Origin of the sequence: Caulobacter endophyticus (assembly GCF_029543245.1) — a bacterium.
In the GTDB taxonomy this organism is placed as follows: Bacteria; Pseudomonadota; Alphaproteobacteria; order Caulobacterales; family Caulobacteraceae; genus Caulobacter; species Caulobacter endophyticus_A.
Window position 1 is genome coordinate 32,824 of record NZ_JARQWV010000021.1, and the last position, 22,074, is coordinate 54,897.

The 22,074-nt window shown below is 69.0% G+C and carries 16 protein-coding genes; 6 read left to right on the forward strand and 10 right to left on the reverse strand.

What is annotated here, in order from left to right; genetic code table 11:
• The first annotated feature begins 93 nt into the window (after positions 1-93).
• From paoA to paoC, 3 genes are read left to right on the forward strand one after another with little or no spacing between them, the layout of a single operon-like run.
• Entirely contained in the window at positions 94-723 is a 630-nt protein-coding gene (paoA, locus tag P7A99_RS18970) for an aldehyde dehydrogenase iron-sulfur subunit PaoA (protein WP_277795319.1), read from the forward strand.
• A complete protein-coding gene (locus tag P7A99_RS18975) occupies positions 720-1,670 on the forward strand; it encodes an FAD binding domain-containing protein (RefSeq protein ID WP_277795320.1) in 951 nt (316 codons plus the stop codon). Before paoA ends, P7A99_RS18975 begins: the two co-directional genes overlap by 4 nt.
• 3 nt (positions 1,671-1,673) lie before the next feature.
• Entirely contained in the window at positions 1,674-3,869 is a 2,196-nt protein-coding gene (gene paoC, locus P7A99_RS18980; protein WP_277795321.1) for an aldehyde oxidoreductase molybdenum-binding subunit PaoC, read from the forward strand.
• Positions 3,870-3,890: 21 nt separating this feature from the next.
• Here the strand turns inward: paoC and P7A99_RS18985 are convergent, their stop codons facing one another.
• The 4 genes from P7A99_RS18985 to P7A99_RS19000 all read right to left on the reverse strand — a co-directional run bounded on the left by P7A99_RS18985 (position 3,891) and on the right by P7A99_RS19000 (position 8,613).
• Positions 3,891-4,952: a hypothetical protein gene (locus P7A99_RS18985; RefSeq protein ID WP_277795322.1), complete on the reverse strand. Its 1,062-nt coding sequence runs from the start codon at positions 4,950-4,952 to the stop codon at positions 3,891-3,893.
• A 205-nt stretch (positions 4,953-5,157) separates the two neighbouring features.
• Positions 5,158-6,375, reverse strand: coding sequence for an RtcB family protein (locus P7A99_RS18990; protein WP_277795323.1), 1,218 nt, complete (start codon positions 6,373-6,375; stop codon positions 5,158-5,160).
• Between the two features lie 500 nt (positions 6,376-6,875).
• Positions 6,876-7,001, reverse strand: a complete 126-nt coding sequence (locus P7A99_RS18995) for a hypothetical protein (protein ID WP_058349058.1) — start codon at positions 6,999-7,001, stop codon at positions 6,876-6,878.
• Positions 7,002-7,170: 169 nt separating this feature from the next.
• The gene (locus tag P7A99_RS19000) at positions 7,171-8,613 is read right to left on the reverse strand and encodes a protein adenylyltransferase SelO (RefSeq protein ID WP_431307691.1); all 1,443 of its coding nucleotides are present in this window, start codon (positions 8,611-8,613) and stop codon (positions 7,171-7,173) included.
• Positions 8,614-8,878: 265 nt separating this feature from the next.
• Between P7A99_RS19000 and P7A99_RS19005 the strand changes: the two genes are divergently transcribed.
• Both P7A99_RS19005 and P7A99_RS19010 read left to right on the forward strand, forming a co-directional pair.
• Positions 8,879-11,485, forward strand: coding sequence for a TonB-dependent receptor (locus P7A99_RS19005; protein ID WP_277795324.1), 2,607 nt, complete (start codon positions 8,879-8,881; stop codon positions 11,483-11,485).
• Between the two features lie 141 nt (positions 11,486-11,626).
• Positions 11,627-12,073 (forward strand): hypothetical protein, encoded by a 447-nt coding sequence (locus tag P7A99_RS19010; protein ID WP_277795325.1) that lies wholly within the window; start codon positions 11,627-11,629, stop codon positions 12,071-12,073.
• A 9-nt stretch (positions 12,074-12,082) separates the two neighbouring features.
• On the opposite strand, the gene P7A99_RS19015 is transcribed toward P7A99_RS19010, so the two are convergent.
• A complete protein-coding gene (locus P7A99_RS19015) occupies positions 12,083-13,384 on the reverse strand; it encodes an MFS transporter (RefSeq protein WP_277795326.1) in 1,302 nt (433 codons plus the stop codon).
• Between the two features lie 88 nt (positions 13,385-13,472).
• Positions 13,473-13,829, reverse strand: coding sequence for a DUF3060 domain-containing protein (locus tag P7A99_RS19020; RefSeq protein ID WP_277795327.1), 357 nt, complete (start codon positions 13,827-13,829; stop codon positions 13,473-13,475).
• 186 nt (positions 13,830-14,015) lie between these two features.
• Between P7A99_RS19020 and P7A99_RS19025 the strand changes: the two genes are divergently transcribed.
• Positions 14,016-16,442 carry a M20/M25/M40 family metallo-hydrolase gene (locus P7A99_RS19025; protein WP_277795328.1) on the forward strand — a complete coding sequence of 809 codons (2,427 nt, stop codon included), beginning with the start codon at positions 14,016-14,018 and terminating at the stop codon, positions 16,440-16,442.
• Positions 16,443-16,645: 203 nt separating this feature from the next.
• On the opposite strand, the gene P7A99_RS19030 is transcribed toward P7A99_RS19025, so the two are convergent.
• The 4 genes from P7A99_RS19030 to P7A99_RS19045 form a co-directional block, all read right to left on the reverse strand.
• Positions 16,646-18,085, reverse strand: a complete 1,440-nt coding sequence (locus P7A99_RS19030) for an aldehyde dehydrogenase family protein (RefSeq protein ID WP_277795329.1) — start codon at positions 18,083-18,085, stop codon at positions 16,646-16,648.
• Between the two features lie 264 nt (positions 18,086-18,349).
• The gene (locus tag P7A99_RS19035) at positions 18,350-19,738 is read right to left on the reverse strand and encodes an L-serine ammonia-lyase (protein ID WP_277795330.1); all 1,389 of its coding nucleotides are present in this window, start codon (positions 19,736-19,738) and stop codon (positions 18,350-18,352) included.
• A gap of 118 nt (positions 19,739-19,856) precedes the next feature.
• Positions 19,857-21,521 carry a M28 family metallopeptidase gene (locus P7A99_RS19040; protein ID WP_277795331.1) on the reverse strand — a complete coding sequence of 555 codons (1,665 nt, stop codon included), beginning with the start codon at positions 21,519-21,521 and terminating at the stop codon, positions 19,857-19,859.
• A gap of 187 nt (positions 21,522-21,708) precedes the next feature.
• Positions 21,709-22,038 carry an endonuclease domain-containing protein gene (locus tag P7A99_RS19045; protein ID WP_277795332.1) on the reverse strand — a complete coding sequence of 110 codons (330 nt, stop codon included), beginning with the start codon at positions 22,036-22,038 and terminating at the stop codon, positions 21,709-21,711.
• Between the last annotated feature and the right edge of the window lie 36 nt (positions 22,039-22,074).

The window sequence follows — 22,074 nt, forward strand, 5'->3', positions numbered from 1 at the left end:
CTCTTTCGCTGGGCCGACACCCGCGACGAAACCGCCTGCGCGTCCGGCCGCTTTACCCGCGGACCCTTGGCGCGTGGAGGACCGGAGGATGGGATGGCGATACTCGACGACCTTCAGCTTTCCAGGCGCGAAGTGATGGCCACCGGCGCCGCCGTGGGCGTCACGACGGCCCCTGGCGTGGCCGCCGCCGCGCCGGCCGAACCGGCGCCTTCGCTGATGAAGGTGTCCTTCACGGTCAACGGCCAGCGCCAGACCCTGGAGCTGGACACCCGCACCACCCTGCTGGACGCCCTGCGCGAGCATCTGAAGCTGACCGGCAGCAAGAAGGGCTGCGACCACGGCCAGTGCGGCGCCTGCACGGTCATCGTCGACGGCCGGCGGATCAATTCCTGCCTGTCGCTGGCGGTGATGCACGAGGGCGACGAGGTCACCACCATCGAGGGCCTGGGAACGCCGGAAAAGCTGCACCCTCTGCAAGCCGCCTTCGTCAAGCACGACGGCTACCAGTGCGGCTACTGCACGCCGGGCCAGATCTGCTCGGCCAAGGCGGTGCTCGACGAGATCAAGGCCGGCGTGCCCAGCCACGTCACCGGCGACCTCAACGCCAGGGTCCAGTTCAGTGAGGACGAGCTGCGCGAGCGGATGAGCGGCAACATCTGTCGCTGCGGGGCCTATTCCAACATCGTCTCGGCCGTGGCCGAAGTGGCGGGAGGAAAGGCATGAGGGCGTTTTCCTACGAGCGCGCCAAAAGCCCGCGCGAAGCCGCCGCAGCCGTCGCCGCCGACCCGACCGCCCGCTTCATCGCCGGCGGCACCAACCTGCTGGACCTGATGAAGCTGGAGATCGAGACGCCCGCGCGGCTGATCGATGTCAACGGCCTGAAGCTGGACGAGATCGCCCCCACCAAGGACGGCGGCCTGCGCATCGGGGCCCTGGTGCGCAACACCGACCTGGCCGCCGACAAGCGGGTGCGCAAGGACTACGGCGTGCTGTCGCGGGCCTTGCTGGCCGGCGCCTCGGGCCAGCTGCGCAACAAGGCCACCACCGCCGGCAACCTGCTGCAGCGCACCCGGTGCCCCTACTTCTACGACACCAACATGCCCTGCAATAAGCGCACCCCCGGCGCGGGTTGCGCGGCGATCGGCGGCTTCACCCGCAGCCTGGCCGTGCTGGGCGCCAGCGAGGCCTGCATCGCCACCCACCCCAGCGACATGGCCGTGGCCCTGCGCGTGCTGGACGCCACCGTCGAGACCGTGACCCCGGACGGGACCGAGCGCTCGATCCCGATCGCCGACTTCCACCGCCTGCCGGGGCAGACGCCCCATGTCGAGACCGCCCTGGCGCGCGGCGAGCTGATCACCTCGGTGACCTTGCCAAAGCCCATCGGCGGGGTTCACGCCTATCGCAAGGTGCGCGACCGGGCCTCCTACGCCTTCGCCCTCGTCTCGGTGGCCAGCGTCATCCAGAAGGACGGGAGCGGCCGCATCGCCCTGGGCGGCGTCGCCCACAAGCCCTGGCGGGTGGAGGCGGCGGAAAGCGCCCTGCCCCGCGGCGCACAGGCGATCTCCGATGGCCTGCTGGCCGGCGCCCGCACCACTACCCAGAACGCGTTCAAGCTGGCCCTGACGCAGCGCGCCATCGGCGCGGCCCTGGCCGAAGCGAGGGCCTAAGCGATGAAGTTCGACACCCCCGCCACCACCAATCCGATCGACCAGCTGAAGGTGGTCGGCAAGCCGGTCGACCGCATCGACGGTCCGCTGAAGACCACCGGCCGCGCCCCCTACGCCTATGAGCGGCACGACGCGATCCCCAACATCGCCTACGGCTATGTCGTCGGCGCCGCGATCGCCAAGGGCCGCATCACGTCGATGGACCTCTCGCGCGCCAAGGCCGCGCCGGGCGTGCTGGCGATCGTCACCGCCGCCGAGGCCGGCAAGCTGACCAAGGGCGACTTCAACACCGCCATGCTGCTGGGCGGTCCCGAGATCCAGCACTACCACCAGGCCATCGCCATCGTCGTGGCCGAGACCTTCGAGAAGGCCCGCGCCGCCGCCGGCCTGGTCAAGGTGGACTACGAGCGCGCCAAGGGGACCTTCGACCTTGTCGCCGCCAAGGACGGGGCGACCAAGCCCAAGGACGGCGGGCCCGACAGCGCGGTCGGCGACTTCGAGGCCGCCTTCGCCGCCGCGCCGGTGAAGCTGGACGAGACCTACACCACCCCCGACCACGGCCACGCGATGATGGAGCCGCACGCCAGCATCGCCGCCTGGAAGGGCGACAAGCTGAGCCTGTGGACCTCGAACCAGATGATCGCTTGGGGGGCCGGCGACGTCGCCAAGACCCTGGGGATCCCGCGAGAGAACGTGCGGCTGATGTCGCCGTTCATCGGCGGCGGCTTCGGCGGCAAGCTGTTCGTGCGGGCCGACGCCATCATGGCGGCCCTCGGCGCCAAGGCGGCGGGACGGCCGGTGAAGGTGGCCCTGACCCGGCCGTTGATGTTCAACAACACCACCCACCGCCCGGCGACCATCCAGCGCATCCGCATCGGGACCGACCGCGCCGGCAAGATCACCGCCATCGGCCACGAGAGCTGGTCGGGCGACCTGCCCGGCGGCGGACCGGAGACGGCCGTGCAGCAGACCCGCCTGCTCTATGCCGGCGAGAACCGCATGACCAAGACGCGGCTGGCGTTGCTGGACCTGCCGGAGGGCAACGCCATGCGCGCGCCCGGCGAGGCCCCCGGCCTGATGGCCCTGGAGGTGGCGGTCGACGAACTGGCCGAGAAGCTGGGCATCGATCCCGTCGAGTTCCGCGTGCTCAACGACACCCAGGTCGACCCGGAAAAGCCCAGCCGGCCGTTCTCGCAGCGGCGGCTGAACGAGTGCCTGCGCACCGGCGCCGACAAGTTCGGCTGGAGCCGTCGGGCCAAGCCCGGCCAGGCCCGCGACGGCCGCTGGCTGGTCGGCATGGGCGTGGCGGCGGCCTTCCGCAACAACCTCGTGATGAAGTCGGCCGCCCGCGTGCGGCTGGAGACCGGCGGCGTCGTCACCGTCGAGACCGACATGACCGACATCGGCACCGGCAGCTACACCATCATCGCCCAGACCGCGGCCGAGATGATGGGCGTGCCTCTGACCCGCGTGAACGTGCGCCTGGGCGACTCGTCGTTCCCCGTGTCGGCCGGCTCGGGCGGCCAGTGGGGCGCCAACAGCTCCACCGCCGGGGTCTACGCGGCCTGCGTCAAGCTGCGCGAGGCCGTGGCCGGCAAGCTGGGCCTGGATCCCGCCAAGGCGCAGTTCGCCGACGGCCGGGTGAAGGTCGGCAATCAGAGCCTGCCGCTGGAGCAGGCCGCCGCCTCGGGCCCGGTCACCGCCGAAGACTTCATGGAGTACGGCGACCTCACCAAGACCCACCAGCAGTCGACCTTCGGCGCCCACTTCGTCGAGGTCGGCGTAGACGCCGACACCGCCGAGATCCGCATCCGCCGGATGCTGGCCGTCTGCGCGGCGGGCCGGATCCTCAATCCGAAGGCGGCCCGCAGCCAGGTGATCGGCGCCATGGTCATGGGCGCCGGCGCGGCTCTGATGGAAGAGCTGGTCGTCGACAAGCGCATCGGCTTCTTCGTCAATCACGACCTGGCCGGCTACGAGGTGCCGGTGCACGCCGACATCCCGCACCAGGAGGTGATCTTCCTGGACGAGACCGACCCGATGTCCTCGCCGATGAAGGCCAAGGGCGTGGGCGAACTGGGCATCTGCGGCGTCGGCGCGGCGGTGGCCAACGCCGTCTACAACGCCACCGGCGTGCGGGTGCGCGAGTACCCGGTGACCCTGGACAAGCTGCTGGAGAAGATGCCGGTCCTGGCGTGAGGGGCGCGGAAAGACGCCCGCCTAGGCCGGCTGCATGACGCCCACAAGGTCGCCGCCGCCGTCTGCCCCGACCGTGGTGAGATCGTGGACCCGGACCTCGCTACGCACCGGATTGACGCCGAAGAACCTTCCCTCGATCGCGAGCGCACCCGACAACCGCCCCGAGATCGCTGACCGCAGGCGCAGGGTGGCGGTGAACGGCGCGACGATACGGGCGTAGTCCACCAGCGGCTGGTAGCCGTAGAGCCGTCCGGCCGGAACCTCGACCAGCGCCTGGGCCGGGTCGTCCATCCGTTCAAGGTGGGGGCTGAGGATGTGAGCCTCGGGCAGCGGCTTGATCGACCGCTCCAGGGTCTGTTCACCGTCAAGGACGTCCACCACGCGATCGAACCCGCCCACCGGGCCGAACATCGCCAGCGGACCGCGATCGACGCCCTCTTCGATCATGAACGTGCGCTCGATGTCGTAGGTGCGCGGCGTCCAGCGCACGTCGGTGAGCAGTTCCGAGCCCAAGCGGTTGTCGACAACCATGACCTCGCCCCACTGCGACGGCGCGGGCCTCACCTCCATGAACAGGCGGTGGGCATACTGCAGGTCGGTGACGATCACCTGGCCTTCCTCGACCGGAAGCGCCCAGCACTCGTTGTCGGCGCCGCCGTCCCAGCGATAGACGCCGATGTCGCCACGCGGGTCGGAGCGGTAGATGTTCAGCTTGTATTCCCAGTCGAGCCGGGTGTTCAGCGCGACCCAGCCGTTGACCGCCTCGGCGCGCCAGACCTGCCGCACCTCGCTGGGCGAGAAGGGCGCCAGGCGCACGGCCCCCTCGGGCGTGTCGTAGCCGCCGCCCTTGGGCGTCGAATAGTGGCGGGTGCGGTAGGTCAGGACCAGGCCGCTGGCCAGGTGGCGCAGCACCGATCCGCCATGGATGTAGGCCTCGGCTGTCCACAGCTGGTCGAGGTCGCCTTCCAGCGGTCGCAGGACGAGCTTGTCGCCCTCGCCCTTGGACAGCGCCAGGCGCTCGCCGCCGGGCAACTTGGAACCGATGTAAAAGGGCCGGGTCGGGAACGGGACTTCCGTGGCCATGGCGCGCGCCTCAGATCAACCTTGAGCAGCGGCTTAGCAACAGACGCGCGTGCTGTACGCACCGCCCGCCCACAATGGGTAGGCCCACGCGGAAACGCCGCCCGGTCTTGCGACCGGACGGCGTCCTAGAGCCTGCATGCAGGCTCGTCTCCAAGCGGCCGCGTGACGGCCGCCGAAACCGCACACACTTTCGGCTGTCACGCGGCTAGCCCTTCACGCACACCACCTGGCGCAGCGTGTGGACGATCTCCACCAGATCGCTCTGGGCGGCCATGACCGCGTCGATGTCCTTATAGGCCATCGGGGTTTCGTCGATCACGCCTTCGTCCTTGCGGCATTCCACGCCGGCCGTGGCCGCGACGTGGTCCTCCACCGTGAACCGGCGCTTGGCTTCGTTGCGGCTCATCGCGCGGCCCGCCCCGTGGGAGCAGGTGCAGAACGAGTCCGGGTTGCCCTTGCCGCGCACGATGAACGACTTGGCGCCCATCGAACCGGGGATGATGCCCAGCTCCCCGGCCTTGGCCGACACCGCGCCCTTGCGGGTCAGGTAGACGTCCTTGCCGAAGTGCTTTTCCTTGGAGACGTAGTTGTGGTGACAGTTCACCGCTTCCTGCGTCACCACCAGATCCGGGAAGCGCCCGCGGAGCACCGAGAGGACCTGGTCCATCATCACCTCGCGGTTGGCGCGGGCGTACTTCTGCGCCCAGGCCACCGCCCGCACGTAGTCGACGAAACCGTCCGAGCCTTCGGCGAAGTAGGCCAGGTCTTCATCGGGCAGGTTGATGAACCAGCGGCGCATTTCGTGCTTGGCCCGCTCGATGAAGTAGGTCCCGAACCGGTTGCCGACCCCGCGCGAGCCCGAGTGCAGCATCACCCACACGTCGCCGGCCTCGTCGAGGCACAGCTCGACGAAGTGGTTGCCCGTGCCCAGCGTGCCCAGGTGCCCGAACCCGCGCGGGTGGCCGGCCTTGGGATTGCGCGCGACGATGTCGTCGTACCCTTCCTTCAGGTCGGCCCACTTGGCCGCGGCGATCGCCGGGGGCTCGGTCTGCCAGGCGCCCTTGTCGTTGCGCCCGCCGTTGTCGGTGCGGCCGTGCGGCACGGCCGCCTCGATCGACGAGCGAATGCCGAACAGGTTGTCGGGCAGGTGCTCGGCGCGGATCGAGGTGCGCACCGCCATCATGCCGCAGCCGATGTCGACGCCCACGGCGGCCGGGATGATCGCCTTATACGTCGGGATCACCGAGCCCACGGTCGCGCCCATGCCCCAGTGCACGTCGGGCATCACCGCCACGTGCTTGTGGATGAACGGCAGGCTGGCGACGTTGCGCAGCTGCTTGAGCGCCGAATCCTCGATCGGCACCCCTTGGGTCCACGCCTTGATCGGCGCGCCCCCGCTTTCGATGTGCGTGAAGCCGCTCATGGGCTTCTCCTTTCCAATCCGCCCCTCCCGGCGTCATGGTCGGAGGAATTTCCGCGCAAAACGAAAAACCCCTCCGGCCAAGGCCAGGAGGGGTTTTCTTCGTACTTCCCGAAATCCTTTCGGACCTAGGCCGTCTTCCCCTCCAGCATGCACGCGTCATTACCCTCGACCTGCAGGTCGAGTTGGTAGCTGACGGTCATGAAGGCTGGGGCTTTGCGCGCCATGGTCTTCGAGGTCCTTATCGGGAGGCGGGCGATTACAGGGTTATGCCGACCCGCGCCAGGGGCGGGCGAGCGGCGCGCGCGGAAGTTGCGGGCGGTGTGGCAGATATATCCCTCTCCCCTTGCGGGAGAGGGTGGCCTGCGAAGCAGGTCGGGTGAGGGGTCGACGACCGGCGCCGCCGAGACGGCAGATGGGCTGGGCGAGGCGTCTCCCGTTTGAGAGACCCCTCATCCGTCATCCTGCGGATGACACCTTCTCCCGCAAGGGGAGAAGGGCGCTTAAGCCAGTTCCGGCTTGTCCGAGAGCGCTTCGCCGATGGCGCGGGCGCAGCCCGGCAGGCCGAGGGCGCCGATGAACGACAGGGCCACGGCGCAGACCAGCATGATCGGTTGGAAGATGCGCATGCGTTATTCTCCACCTTGTCCCGCCGCCCTCGGGGGAAGGGGTCGGCCGCGGGGTTGATAGACCGCCGTCCAGCACGCTTAAATCGCAAGCTTGACGTTGGTTCCGGGTGCGACTCCGGAAAACTCAGCATGCGGCATAAATGCCTCAAACTTATGTCAGTCGTCCAGTTCACACATCGAGGCCGTAAGCCTTTCTCGCGTCCTCGATCCGCGCCAGCTTGTCGTTGAGCGGCGCCCAGTCGTCGGCCTGGTCGATCGGCGCCCACAAGGCCTCGACCTCCTCGATCAGCAGCTCCTCCGGCTCGGTTCGTCCGAACACGGGATTTTCCAGGCGCTCGGGGCGGTCGGGCTCGAAGCCCGCCAGCCGTGAACGGAAGTCGGCGAAGACCGGATCCTGGTAGAGGCCGCCGCGCGGGCCCTCCAGCGCGCGGGCCTGCGAGGCCTCGCCGCCGAACCAGTCGAAGAAGAACGGCTCCCAGCGCAGGGCCTCGCCGCCGGACAGCTTGCTCCCCTCGGCCAGGGCCTTGAAGGCGGCGTTGACCAGTTCGACGTCGGCCTCCGCGCCCCGGCTCTTGACCGCAAGCCGCGCGATCATCGCCTCGCGCAGGCCGTCCTTGTAGGCGTCGGAAAAGCCGTTGAGGGCGGCGATCAGGCCCGTCTGGTCCGGAGTGACCAGAACGAGGCAAGCGGCCAGCTGCTGCAGGTTCCAGAACCCCGCCTCCGGCTGGCGGCCGAAGCTGTAGAGGCCCGAATGGTCGAAATAGGCGGCCGTGAAGTTGGGGTCGTTGCGCGGCAGGAAGCGCCAGGGGCCGTAGTCGAAGCTCTCGCCGGTGACGACCATGTTGTCGGTGTTGAGCACGCCGTGCACGAAGCCGGCGGTCATCCAGCGGGCGATGAGGCGGGCGGTGCGGGCCACTACCTCGGCGAACATCGCCGTGGGCCGGTCGGGGGCCTCGGCCAAGTGCGGGAAATAGGTCTCGACCACGTGGTCGACCATCGTGGAGATCAGGTCGGCCCGCTCGAAATAGGCCAGGCGCTGGAAGGTCCCGAAGCGGATGTGACTGTGCGAAAGCCTGGTCAGCACCGCCGAGCGGGTCGGGCTGGGCTCGTCGCCGCGGGTCAGGGCCTCGCCGGTCTCGATCAGGGAAAAGGCCCGCGAGGTGGGAACGCCCAGCGCCTCCAGCAGGCCGGCCGCCAGGATTTCGCGCATGCCGCCCTTCAGGGTCAGGCGGCCGTCGCCATGCCGCGACCACGGCGTCTGGCCAGAGCCCTTGGTGGCCAGGTCGAGCAGGCGACCGGTCTCCTCTTCCCGCACCTGCGCGAACAGGAAGCCCCGGCCGTCGCCGAGTTCGGGATTGTACGAGCGGAACTGGTGGCCGTGATAGCGCATGGCCAGCGGGCTCGGCTGGGCGTCCGGCAGGGGGGCGAACCTGCCGAAATGGGCGATCCACTCGGCGTCGGTCAGGCTCTCCAGCCCTACCGTCAAAGCGGCCCGATCATTGCGGAACCGCAGGATCGTTTCAGGAAAGTCGGCGGCCTCGACCGGATCGGCGAACTCTCCGCCCAGCAGGGCGAAGCGGGAATCGGGGCGGTAGCGTGGGGAAACCGGCATGGACGCCAGATGCGCCCGCCGCCCCTCGCGCGCAAGGGAGCGACCCCGGATCGGGTTTTTAAGAAGCCCGGCATGTTCGCATAACGCTGTCGCAGTTTCGCAACAGGAACCTTGGAACCGTTTCACAGCAAGGTTTTCGCTTGCCGAGCATACCAGCCGCCCATAACCATTGGCTGTCCATTCGAACGATCGTTCGGGTGAAGGCCAATCAAAAAACCGGCGGGGGCGGTGCAAGCGCTCTCGTCATAACGAACCGAGGTAGGAAATGCGCTTTACCCAGGTGCTTCGCGGCACGGCCTCCGCCGTCGTGCTCGCGGGCGTCGCCGCCGTCGGCGTCGCCCATGCTCAGGACCCGGCCGCGGCGGCCGCCCAGGAGCCCGAAACCCTTACCGTCGACAGCATCATCGTCACCGCCCAGAAGCGCGAGCAGAACCTGCAGGACACCCCGGTGGTGGTCACCGCGGTCGGCGCCAAGCTGCTGCAGGACACCGGCGTGCGCGACATCAAGGACCTGACGATCCTGACGCCGGGCCTGACCGTCACCTCGACCACGTCGGAAGCCTCGACCACCGCCCGCATCCGCGGCGTCGGCACCGTCGGCGACAACCCCGGCCTGGAAAGCTCGGTCGGCGTGGTGATCGACGGCGTCTACCGCCCGCGCAACGGCGTGTCGTTCGGCGACCTGGGCGAAATGGACCGCATCGAGGTGCTTAAAGGTCCGCAGGGCACCCTGTTCGGCAAGAACACCTCGGCCGGCGTCATCAACATCATGACCAAGGAGCCGGAGTTCGGCTTCGGCGCCAACGCCGAGGTCACGGTCGGCAACTACGACGCCAAGGGCGCGGCGGCCTCGGTCACCGGCCCGCTGTTCGGCAGCGACAAGTGGGCCGGCCGCCTCTACGCCGCGGCCCGCCAGCGCGACGGCTTCAACGACGTGGTGACGGGCGAGGGCCCCAGCACCGAGAAGCAGGACGCCGACCAGAACTTCTACACCGTGCGCGGCCAGCTGCTGTTCGTGCCCGACGACAACTCGACCTTCAAGATCATCGCCGACTACACCAAGCGCGATGAAAACTGCTGCGGCGCCGTGCAGATCCGCACCGGCCCCACCTCGGCCGTGGTCAACGCCCTGTCGACCGGCCCCGGCATCGCCAACCCTGCCCGGCCGTTCGACCGCGTGGCCTATTCCAACCGCGGCGCGCCGCAGGAGATCGAGGACAAGGGGATCTCGCTGCAGGCCGATATCGACCTGCCGATCGGCACGCTGACCTCGATCAGCGCCATCCGCAACTGGCGCATCGACAGCGGCCAGGACAGCGACTTCACCGCCGCCGACATCACCTACCGCGCCAAGGACGGCACCAACTACGCCGAGTTCACCACCTTCAGCCAGGAACTGCGCCTGGCCGGCAGCACCGAGCGCCTGAACTGGCTGGTCGGCGCCTTCCTGGCCGACGAGCGCCTGGACAACGAGGCCAACTTCCGCTTCGGCGCCGACTACGAAGCCTACATGTCGACGATCGTCCTGTCGGGCGTCGCCGGCGCCCTGGCCCCGGCCGGCATCACGGTCAACCAGGCCAACAGCGCGCTGTTCGCCTCGCAGGTCACCGCTCTGCCCTACGGCAGCTCGTTCACGGCCGGGACTGGCCTGCACGACACCTACAAGCAGCGCTCCAAGACCGTGGCGCTGTTCACCAACAACACGCTGAAGATCACCGACGCCTTCGACCTCACCGTCGGCCTGCGCTACACGGCCGAAGAGAAGGACCTGTCGACCTACCAGACCGGCGCGTCCAACGCCTGCGGCGTGCTGCTGACCCCGGCGGGCCAGGCCCGCGTCGCCTCGACCCTGGTCGGTCGCGGCGTGCCGGCCGCCCTGTTCGGCACGGCCACGGGCACCAGCATCGTCTCGACCGTCGTCGGCAACATGTGCCTGCCCTGGGCCAACCCGCTGTTCAACGGCCGCGGCACCGAGCAGAGCCTCAGCGAGCGTGAGTGGACCGGCACGGTCAAGGCCAGCTACCGCCTGAACCCGTCGGTGTTCGCCTACGGTTCGTACGCCCGCGGCTACAAGGGCAGCGGCTTCAACCTCGACCGCACCCAGTCGTCGAACGGCACGCCCTCGGGCGGCGTCGGCGTCGTGCCGATCACCGACACCTCGTTCCCGGCCGAATTCGTCGACAGCTACGAGCTGGGCCTGAAGAACACCCTGTTCAACCGCACGGTGCTGTTCAACGTCACCGGCTTCTACCAGAAGTTCTCGGACTTCCAGCTGAACACCTTCCTGGGCACCTCGTTCGCGGTGCGCTCGGTCGAGGAAGTGACCTCCAAGGGCGTCGACGTCGACTTCCTGTGGTTCACTCCGGTGCGCGGCCTGACCGTCCAGAGCGGCCTGACCTACGCCAAGACCGAGTATGGCGACCAGCTGGTGGCCAACGACCCGACCAACGCCCTGGCCCTGCTGCCGGGCTCGCAGATGTCGTTCGCGCCGGAATGGTCGGCCTCGGGCTCGATCAGCTACGAGCACGCCGTCGGCGGCACGCTGAAGGCCAAGTACAACATCGGCGCCAAGTATTCCTCGGAATACAACACCGGCTCGGACCTGTTCCCGTTCAAGAAGCAGGACGCCTTCACCCTGGTGAACGCCCGCGTCGGCCTGGGCGACGCCGACGACAAGTGGGCCGTCGAGCTGTGGGCCCAGAACCTGTTCGACGAGGACTACTACCAGGTGGTGTTCAACGGCCCGCTGCAAGGCTCGTCGGGCCTGTCGGCGACCAACAAGGTCTACAACCCCGCCGCCGACACCCTCACCTACGACGCCTTCCTCGGCGCGCCGCGCACCTACGGCGTGACCCTGCGGGCGAAGTTCTGATCACATAAGGCTAAGGGGCCCGGCGACGGGCCCCTGGGGCAGGGAAAGGGCGGCCTTCGCGGGCCGCCCTTTTTCTTTTTTGGGATCGACGTTCTTCCGAGCGGCGCCCATGATCGCCGCGGGCAAATGGGGGCGTTGTTCATGTCGATCCTGATCCGGGCGCTGGCGATCGCCGCCGTCGCCATGACCGCCGCGCCGGCCTGGGCCGCGCCGCCCGCGCCCACGGCCGAGGAGGCCCGGCTCGCCGGCCTGGATCGCGAGGCAGCTATCGCCCTGATCGGCAAGCTGAAGGCCGCGCAGGATGGCCTGCGGGGCGACGGAAAGCTCTATTTCGGCCTGCTGTCGGGCGCGCCGGCCGCCTATCCGCAGGCCAAGCTCGCTCCGCGCGACGTTTTCCTGAAGGCCGACTTCGACCGGCCGTTCGAGATCAGCAAGCCGGCTTCGGACAACCCCCTGTGGGTTCCCTACAAGATCACGCTGCTGCCGGAAGGCCCGGGGAGGATCGTCTGCGACGTCGAGGTGGTCCTGGGGATCAACGGCCAGATCGAGCGCGTCACCCTCTACTACCACGCGCCGCATCCGTTCTAGGGCAGCCTCCTAGCCCGCCGCATACGCCGCCTTCAGCTGCCGGTAGGGCCGCGAGTTGAAGGCCGCGATCGTGGCCAGCACCCCGACGACGCCGGCCGCGGTGAACACCAGCGCGATCCCCCGGTCGGGTCCGCGTCCGAACCAGTCGCCGATGGTCGCCGCGCCCGCGCCGTTCGTCATGAACGGGATGACCACGAATTGGGTCAGCGGGCCGATCAGGAAGGCGGTCAGCGGCGAGGCGGCCTGCTCCACCGACTGGGCGAAGCCGAAGACCCGGCCCTGACGCTCCAAAGGCACCACCTTCTGCAGGGTGGTCTGCTCGGCGGCCTCGGCATAGGGCCCCAGCAGCATCCAGACGAAGCAGCCGCCCGCTAGCAGCCAGATCGACGATTGCAGGGTGAAGACGCAGCAGACGGCCCAGGTGATCAGATTGACCAGCAGCAGGGTGCGCAAGGGGCTGGGTCCCAGGCCCGTGCGCGCGATGACGATCCCGCTGAGAATGAAGGCCGTCGACAGCACGCCGAACAGCAGCCCCCAGACCTGCACCGACACCAGCGACAGGCCATAGGCGTCGAGCAGGGCCATGAAGATCCCGCCCAGAAAGTTGTTGAAGCTGGCGAACAGGATCAGGGCGAAGAGACCCGGCACGCTGGCGATCACCCGCACAGTGCCTGCGATGTCCACCCGGCGCGGGGCGGCGTGCTCGCCCGCCTCGGCGACGGCGCGCGGCTCGTCGACCCGCACGGCCAGCAGATGGACTAGGGCCGCCAGCGTCAGGGCCAGGGCGAAGGCGAGGCTGAGCCGCATCCCGCCCCAGGCCACCAGGAAGCCGCTGATCACCGAGGTGGTCAGGAAGCCGATGCCGCTGACCATGCCCACCAGACCGTTGGCCTTGTCGCGCTCGCCCTCGGGAATGAGGATCGTCACCAAGGTGGGCAGGGCCACGCTCCGGATGTTGCCGGCGATGACGCCCAGCATGCACAGGCCGATGAACGCCCACAGCCAGGGCCGGCCGACATCGGCGATGGCGCCTTTCGGCGCCAGTTCGTGCACCGCCAGCGCCACGACGTAGAGCCCCAGCGAGGCGAGGCTGGACCCCAGCATCGCCGTCTTCTTGCGGTGATGGTCGACGAGGCTGCCGAACCAGAATCCGCACCCCGCCGTCAGCACCAGATAGACGCCCGCGATCATGCCGGTGGCGAACACCGAGCGGGTCTCCAGATAGACGTAGAAGGTCAGGGCGAACCAGACCGTGAAGTTGGTGATGTTGGCCACGAGGTTGTTGGCCAGCAGGTGGTGGAACGGGGTCAAGGCGGCGCCTCCACGCGGCGCTGAAGACCGCTTGGCGGCGACCGTGCCAGCGGCGCGCGGCAGGCGCAACGGCGGGGAAGACTCCCCTCTACTTCTCCCGCACGACCTGGTTGTCGACGCCGGTCACGCTGCGGCGGACCTCGCCGGTGGAGCGCCAGCGCACCTTCTGGTCGGTGCCCGTGACCGACAGCGCCCCGCCGGGCGCGATGGTCGCGGTCACCGTGTTGCCGCTGCCGGAGATCTGCACGCTCCTGCACACCCCGGTCAGGGTGACGGTGTTGTCCACGCCGGTGATCGTCACCGCGCGGCCGTCGCACGACAGGGTCTCGACGTGGTCGGTCCCGGAAATGGCGATCGCCCGGCCGCCGGCTTCGGTCGGCCCCGTCGCCTGGGGCGGTGCGCCGGCCAGCATGGCCAGGATCGCGAAGGCGGGAACGATGCTCATCGATGACCTCGGTAGAAATGACGGATAGTCCGACGCATAGCCCGGCTTCTGGGGACCGCCATACTGGGGAAAACCCTAGCGCCTTCGACCATTTTCGTTCCGCATCCCCGCCTTTCCCGTTCCCCCCGCGCGCGAACACCCGCACCCTCGCCTGGGACGGGGGATGGACGCGAGGGCGAGCCGCGCATGAAAGCGATCAGACTGCTCGGATTCTGGATCTGCCTGCTGCTGGGCCTGGCCCTGGCGGCCCTGGCGCAGCGATCGCCGCCCGTCGTTCCCGCCACCGCCCCGCCCGACGCCTTCTCGGCGCAGCGCGCCATGGCCGACGTGCGGACCATCGCTCTTCGGCCCCACCCCACGGGCTCGACCGACATCGTGCGGGTGCGCGATCACCTGATGAGCCGCATCTCCTCTCTGGGGCTGGAGCTGTCGGTCCGCGCCGACGAGGGCTATACCAGCCCGCGCAACGACGGACGCTGGCTAACGGCCGGCTCGGTGCAGAACGTCATCGGCGTGCTGCCTGGCGCCGACCGCTCAAGGCCCGCCGTGCTGATCATGAGCCACTACGACTCGGTGGCCAATTCGCCGGGCGCGGCCGACGACGCCGCCGGCGTGGCCGCCGCGCTGGAGATCGCCCGCGCCCTGAAGGCCGGCCCGACGCCGGCCCGCGACGTGATCTTCCTGTTCACCGACGGCGAGGAGCAGGGCCTCCTGGGCGCCGACGCCTTCTTCGCCCGCGACCCGCTGCGCCAGAAGGTCGGGGTGGTGATCAACATGGAGGCGCGCGGCGACAGCGGCCGGGCCGCCATGTTCCAGACCGGCCCGCAGAACGGCGCCCTGATGGCCCTCTTCGCCCGCGAGGCCCGCCGTCCCGCCGCCAACTCCCTGGCCGCGGCGGTCTACGAGAAGATGCCCAACGACACCGACTTCACCCACGCGGTGAAGGCCGGCCTGCCGGGGCTGAACTTCGCCTTCATCGACGACCAGCTGGCCTATCACACCCCGCTGGCCAAGGCCGACCACCTCGACCAGGGCAGCCTGCAGCACTTCGGCGACCAGGTGCTGCCCACCGCCCGCGCCCTGGCTGCGGCCCAGACCCTGCCAGGCAAGGCGCCCAACGCGATCTATTCCGACGTCTTCGGCCTGTTCCTGGTCAGCTATCCGGTCGAGGTCGCCTGGGGCCTGCTGGTCCTGGCCGGCGTGCTGGTGCTGTACGCCCTGGTCCGCGGCCTGATGATCCGGGGGACCAGCGTCGTCGAGCTTCTCAAGGGTCTTTGCGGCTTCCTGCTGGTGGGAACCTCCGGCGCCCTCGTCCTGCACCTGGCCGGCAAGCTGCTGCATATCGCCGACCTGCAGGCCCACTACGCCCTGCTGGGCCGCTTCGACCCGCTGCTGCTGGGCTGCACCGCCATCCTGGTCGGCGTGGCCCTGGCGGTGGTCATCGGCCAGGCCAAGGGCGCGGCGCGGATCTGGCCCAGCCTCCTGGCCCTGGCCGCCGGCGGCGCGACCTGCCTGACCGGCGGACCGCCGGCGCTCGACCCGGTCGGGGCCGGGCTGGGCGTCGCCAGCGCCTTGCTGGTCTGGGCCTCGCTGGGCAAGCCGGTCGGCGTTCTGGGCGCCTGGATCGGGGCCCTCGTCGGCCTGCTGGCCATCGCCGTGGCGGCCATGATCCTGCTGCCCGGCGGCTCGGTGATGGCGGTGTGGCCGCTGCTGGTCGCCGCCCTGGCCGCCGTGCTGGTGCTGGCCAAGGGCGGCACGCGCGACCGCCGCGTGGCCTGGGCCCTGACCTTCTTCGTCGCCCTGGCGGCGGTGCTGGTCGTCACCCAGGTCGGCGCCTGGGGCGCGTGGACCTTCGCCGGCCTCGGCGTGACCCTGCCGGCGATCCTGGCGGCGTTCGGCCTCTTGGCCCTGCCCGCCCTGATCCCCCTGGCCCACGACTTCTCGGCCCTGAAGCTGGCGGCCATCCCGGCCACCCTGGTCGCCATGGCCGGCGCGGGCCTCGTCGCCTACGCCGTGCTGGCCGGCGCCACGCCGGCCCGTCCGGAACTGACCGAGGCCGCCCACCTGTCGGACCTGTCCAGCGGCCAGGCCTGGCGGATCTCGACCTTGCCGCGCCTGGACGCCTGGTCGCGCGGCGCCCTGACCGCCCAGGGCGGGACACCGGCCCAGAAGGAGCTGCCGCCGTTCTTCCGCTCCAAGGTCTGGATGGCCGAGGCTCGGCCCGTGCCGCTGGATCCGCCGCAGCTGATCATGGAGCACGCCGGCGAGCGCCTGCTGGTGCGGGTGATCCCCGGCCCCGGCGCCGAATACGTCACCCTGCGCATCAAGCCCGACGGCATGCTGGCCGGCGCGCGCCTGAACGGCCGCCCCATCCCCCTGACCACCAGGCACGGCGAGTGGACCAGCCTGACCTACCACGCCCCCGATCCCAACGGCGTGACCCTCAGCTTCAGCCGCCTGAACGGCGCCGGCCGCGTCGAGGCCGCCGCCCTGGAAACCCGCGAAGGCTGGCCCCGCGCCGCCCCCTCGCCCGGCGCCAAGCCGGAAGGCCTGATGGGCTGGGGGATCTCGGACAAGACCCTGGTGCTGACCCGGGCCAGCGTGAGCTGGTGATACGCCTCTGAAAACCTCTCCCATAGGGAGAGGGAGGGGCCCGCCGCGCAGCGGTGGGAGGGTGAGGGGTTACGCCCTCACCGCTTTGTCCACGATCCTGCCGGCGCGCCGGCCGGCCTCGTAACCCCTCATCCTCCCACGCCTCCGGCGCGGGCCCCTCCTTCTCCCTATGGGAGAAGGGGAGCTCGGTGGGGCGCGATCGGTTACTCCGCCGCCTGCTTGGGCGCGTAGCCGAGGATGGCCTTGGTTTCGAGGAACTCGCCGAAGGCGTGGTCGCCCCATTCGCGGCCGTTGCCGCTCATCTTGTAGCCGCCGAACGGCGCCATCAGGTCGGGGCTGGCGCCATTGAGGTTGACCTGGCCGGCGCGCAGCTTGCTCGCCACCTTGCGCACCTCGCCCGCGTCGGTCCCCGAGACATAGGCCGCCAGGCCGTACTCGGTGTCGTTGCCGATCGCCACGGCCTGGTCGACGCTGTCGTAGCCGAGGATCGACAGCACCGGGCCGAAGATCTCTTCCTTGGCGATGGTCATGTCGGGGGTGACGTTGGCGAAGACGGTCGGCTTGACGTAGTAGCCGGTCTCCAGGCCCTCGGGCTTGCCCGGACCGCCGGACACCAGGGTCGCGCCCTCGTCGACGCCCTTCTGGATCAGGCCCTGGATCTTGGTCCACTGCACCTCGGAGACCACGGGGCCGAGCTTGGAATTGCCGTTGGGGTCGCCCACCGTGTGGGCCTCGGCGGCGGCCTTGGCGATGGCGATCACCTCGTCCATGCGCTTGGCCGGGACCAGCATACGGGTAGGCGCGTTGCACGACTGGCCCGAGTTCATCATCACCGAGGCCACGCCGCCGCCGACGGCGCGCTGGAAGTCGGCGTCGTCGAGGATGATGTTGGGGCTCTTGCCGCCCAGCTCCTGATGCACGCGCTTGACGGTCGGGGCGGCGTTCCTGGCCACCTCGATGCCGGCCCGGGTCGAGCCGGTGAACGACACCATGTCGACTTCAGGATGGCTGGACAGGGCCGCGCCGACCGTGGGGCCGTCGCCATTGACCAGGTTGAAAACGCCGGCCGGCACGCCGGCGGCCTCGAGGATCTCGGTCCACACCCAGGCCGAGAACGGCGCGACTTCCGAGGGCTTGAGCACCATGGTGCAGCCGACGGCCAGGGCGGGCGCGACCTTGCAGGCGATCTGGTTCACCGGCCAGTTCCACGGCGTGATGAAGGCGCAGACGCCGATCGGCTCCTTGACCAGGCGCGTGGTGCCGCGATCTTCCTCGAACCTGTAGTCCTTGAGCACCTGCAGCGAGGTCTGGACGTGGGCGATGCCCATGGCCGCCTGGGCGCGTTGGGCCAGCCACGCGGGCGCGCCCATCTCCTCGGTGATGGCTTTCGCCATGTCCTCGAAGCGCTTCTGGTACTCGGCGATGATCCGCTCGAGCAGGTCGATGCGCTCCTCGCGGCTGGTCTGGGAATAGCTGGCGAAGGCCTTGCGGGCGGCGCGGACGGCGAGATCGACGTCTTCCACCGAGCCCAGGGTCACCCGGCCGGCGACAGCTTCGGTCGCGGGATTGATGACGTCCACCGTCTTGTCGGACTTGGCTTCGACCCACTGGCCGTCGATGTAGAACTTCAGGTAGTCGCGCATGGGTTCCTCCTGCCGGGCCGCTCTAACCTGGGACGGGGGCGGCGCTCTTTCAAACGCTCATTCTAATTATCGACGTTCAGGTGGGAAGCCTCTGAATCCCTCTCCCCTTGCGGGAGAGGGTGGCCCCGCAGCGCGGGGTCGGGTGAGGGGTCGAAATTTCTGTCCGCTTCGACAGGCGGGTAGGCTGGTGCGGCGGTTGAAGGATCTGAGAGACCCCTCATCCGACGCCTTCGGCGCCACCTTCTCCCGCAAGGGGAGAAGGATTCAACATTCGACCCGGTTCACCGACAGGCCCACGGCCAGGCCGCCCAGCGAGGTCTCCTTGTAGATCTCGTTCATGTCCTCGCCGGTGCGCTTCATCGTGGCGATCACCTTGTCGAGGCTGACCGAGTGCTGGCCGTCGCCGAGCAGGGCCAGGCGGGCGGCGTCGATGGCCTTGATGGCGCCCATGGCGTTGCGCTCGATGCAGGGGATCTGCACCAGGCCGCCGATCGGGTCGCAGGTGAGGCCCAGATTGTGCTCCATGCCGATCTCGGCGGCGTTCTCGATCTGGGCGTTGGTCCCGCCCAGGGCGGCGCAGAGGCCGCCGGCCGCCATCGAGCAGGCCACGCCCACCTCGCCCTGGCAGCCGACCTCGGCCCCCGAGATCGAGGCGTTGCGCTTGTAGAGCGCGCCGATCGCCGCCGCCGTCAGCAGGAAGGTGCGGATCTGTTCCGGCGTGCCCTTGTGGAAGCGCACGAAGAACCGCAGCACGGCCGGCACTAGTCCCGCCGCGCCATTGGTCGGGGCGGTGACGACGCGGCCGCCGGCGGCGTTCTCCTCGTTGACCGCCATGGCCCACAGGTTGACGAAGTCCATGGCCGCCAGCGGATCGCTCATCTGGCGCTCCATCCGGCCAAGGATGGTCTGGTGGATCTGGCGGGCGCGACGCTTGACGGTAAGGCCGCCGGGCAGGACGCCCTCCTCGCGCATGCCGCGGTCGATGCAGGCCTCCATGGCCCCGAAGATGCGGTCGAGGCCGGCGTTCATCTCGCCCTCGCTCATCCGGGCCAGCTCGTTGGCGGCCATCACCTGGGCGATGGTCAGGCCCGCCTTTTCGGCGCGCTCCAGGAGGTCGGCCGCGCTTTCGAACGGGAACGGAATGGCCGGGCCTTCCTCGGGCGGCGCGTTGCGGCCCATCTCGCTCTCGTCGCGCACGAAGCCGCCGCCGATCGAGAAATAGGTGCGCTCGGCCAGCACGCCGCCTTCGGCGTCGAAGGCGCTGAAGGTCAGGGCGTTGGGGTGCTGGGGCAGGCGCTCGTGGCCGGCGAAGACGATGTCGCGGGCCTCGTCGAAGCCGATGCCGACCTCGCCGCCCAGCATCATCCATTGCGTGGCCTTGGTCTCGGCAAGCGCGGCCTCGCCGGCGTCGGGATCAAGCTGGGCGGGGGCAAAACCCATCAGGCCCAGGATCACGGCGCGGTCGGTGGCGTGGCCCTTGCCGGTCAGGGCCAGCGAGGCGTAGAGCCGGGTCTCGACCCGGGCCGTGAGGGCCAGCTTGCCGGCGGCGCGCAGCCGCTCGACGAACATCACCCCCGCCGTCATCGGGCCCATGGTGTGGCTGCTGGAAGGGCCGACGCCCAGCTTGAAGAGGTCGAAGACGGAGGCGGTCATTTTTATTCTTCACCGTTCTTCCCCGCGAAGGCGGGGACCCAAACCGAACTGGCCACGGCGTGCGCGGTCGACTCGGCTTGGGCCCCCGCCTTCGCGGGGGTGATCGGGTTATTTACTCTTACTTCCGGTCCGCCTTGGTCTTGTCGCGCAGGTCCTTGAACTCCGACCCCGCCTGCCACTCGGGCCAGGTGCGCGAGTTCGCCAGGTCCGCGCCGACCTTGTAGAACAGGCCGATGTCCATGGCCTGGCCCGACAGGTCCCAGTCCGCCGACCATTCGTCGGCCGGCTGGTGGTAGCGGTTGGCGTTGTAGTCGGCCTCGGCCTTCTCGCCGGCTTCCTTGCCGCCCTTCACCAGATCGCTGCCCGAGCCGACCGAAATGGCCGGAACGCCGCGCTTGGCGAAGGGGAAGTGGTCCGAACGGTAGAAGTGGCCGGCCTGCGGCACCGGATCGGGCGTGAAGTAGCGGCCCTCTTCCTTGGCCTTGGCCACCAGCATGTCCTGCAAATCGACCTTGCCGTCGCCCGAGGTGGTGACGTCCTTGGCCGGACCGGCGGCGGACAGGGCGTCGATGTTCAGGTCGGCGACCGTCTTGGCCAGCGGGAACAGCGGGTTGGCGGCGTAGTACTCCGAGCCCAAGAGGCCCTTTTCCTCGGCGGTCACGGCCAGGAACATCACCGAGCGCTGCGGCGCGGGCGCAGCCTTGAAGGCGCGGCCCAGTTCCAGAAGGGCGGCGATGCCGTCGGCGTTGTCGACGGCGCCGTTGTAGATCTTGTCGCCCTTGGCGTCCGGCAAACCGACGCCCAGGTGGTCCCAGTGGCCGCTGTAGATGATGGTCTCGTCCGGATACTTCGTCCCCTTCACGCGGCCGGCGATGTTCTTGGAGACGATGACCTCGTGCTTGACCGCGTAGTCGGCCGAGAAGGTCGCCTTCAGGTCCACCGGCTTGAAGTCGCGGGTCTGGGCCTGCTTCTTCAGGGTCTCGAAATCGAGGCCGGCCTTCTTGAAGAGGTCGACGGCCACATCGCGCTGGATCCAGCCTTCCAGGGCCGGGTGGCTCTTGGAGGGATCCTTGCGGACGATGTCGAACATCGTGTTGGTGTTGGAGTTCTTCACCGTCGCCCAGCCGTAGGAGGCCGGGGCGGTCTCGTGCACGATCAGCAGGCCCGCGGCGCCGCGACGGGCGGCTTCCTCGTACTTGTAGGTCCAGCGACCGTAATAGGTCATGGCCTTGCCGCCGAAGTCGCCCTTACCGGTTTCAAAGTCCGGGTCGTTGATCAGCACGACGACGATCTTGCCCTTGACGTCCAGGCCCTTGAAATCGTCCCAGTTGCGCTCGGGCGCGGTGACGCCGTAGCCGGCGAAGACCAGCGGGGCGTCCTTGATCGACACCTTGTCGACATTGGTCATCGCCGCGCGGATGGCGATCTGCTCGCCCTGGGCCAGCATGACGTGGTCGGCGCCCGCCATGATGTGGGCGCTGACGGGACCGTTGATCTCGAACTTGGCTAGCGGCACGTCCTGGGTCCAGGCGCGCTTGCCGTCGGTCTGCAGGTCGCCGGCCGGCTCCAGGCCGATCGCCTTCATCTGGTCGACGACATAGGCGACGGTCTTCTTCTCGCCCTCGGTGGCGGGGCCGCGGCCCTCGAACTCGTCGGACGACAGCACCTTGATGTGCTGCGACAGCTTGGCGGGATCGATCTTGGGCGCATCGGCGGCCCAAGAGCCAGTCGAGGCCAGCATGGGCGCGGCGATCAGCGCGGTTGCGAGGAGAAGGCGTTTCATCGTCGCTACTCTTTTCGAGCGGTTCGTTTCGAGGTCGCGGACCCTAGCGGGAGGTTTTGACCGCGACTAGGGGGCTGAGAAAAAGAGGATTACCCATCGCTGGTCCTTCTCCCCTTGCGGGAGAAGGTGGCGGCCGAAGGCCGTCGGATGAGAGGTCGAAGGCGAGCGCAGTTGCATACGGCGCGAGCTAGTGACCGCAGGCCGCCATTATGGCCGCAAGCACGGCTTCCCGATCGTCCTGAACGGCCCGGTTCGGAAACCGCATGACGCGGAAGCCCTGCTCAAGAAGCCAGGAATCTCGAACCAAATCCCGGTCGCGATCTTCGTGGTGCGGGCCGTCAGCTTCGATGATCAGCCGATGCCGGAAGCAGACGAAGTCGGCGATGTAGCGGCCGAGCGGAACCTGCCGTCGGAACTTCAACCCGTCGAGCTTGCGGTCACGCAGCAGGGCCCATAGCAGACGCTCCGTCGCGACCGGCGCCTTGCGCATACGGCGTGCCTGGATGAGGGAGGCCATGGGTGGAACCTGGAACAAATAAAGAACAAATTCAAG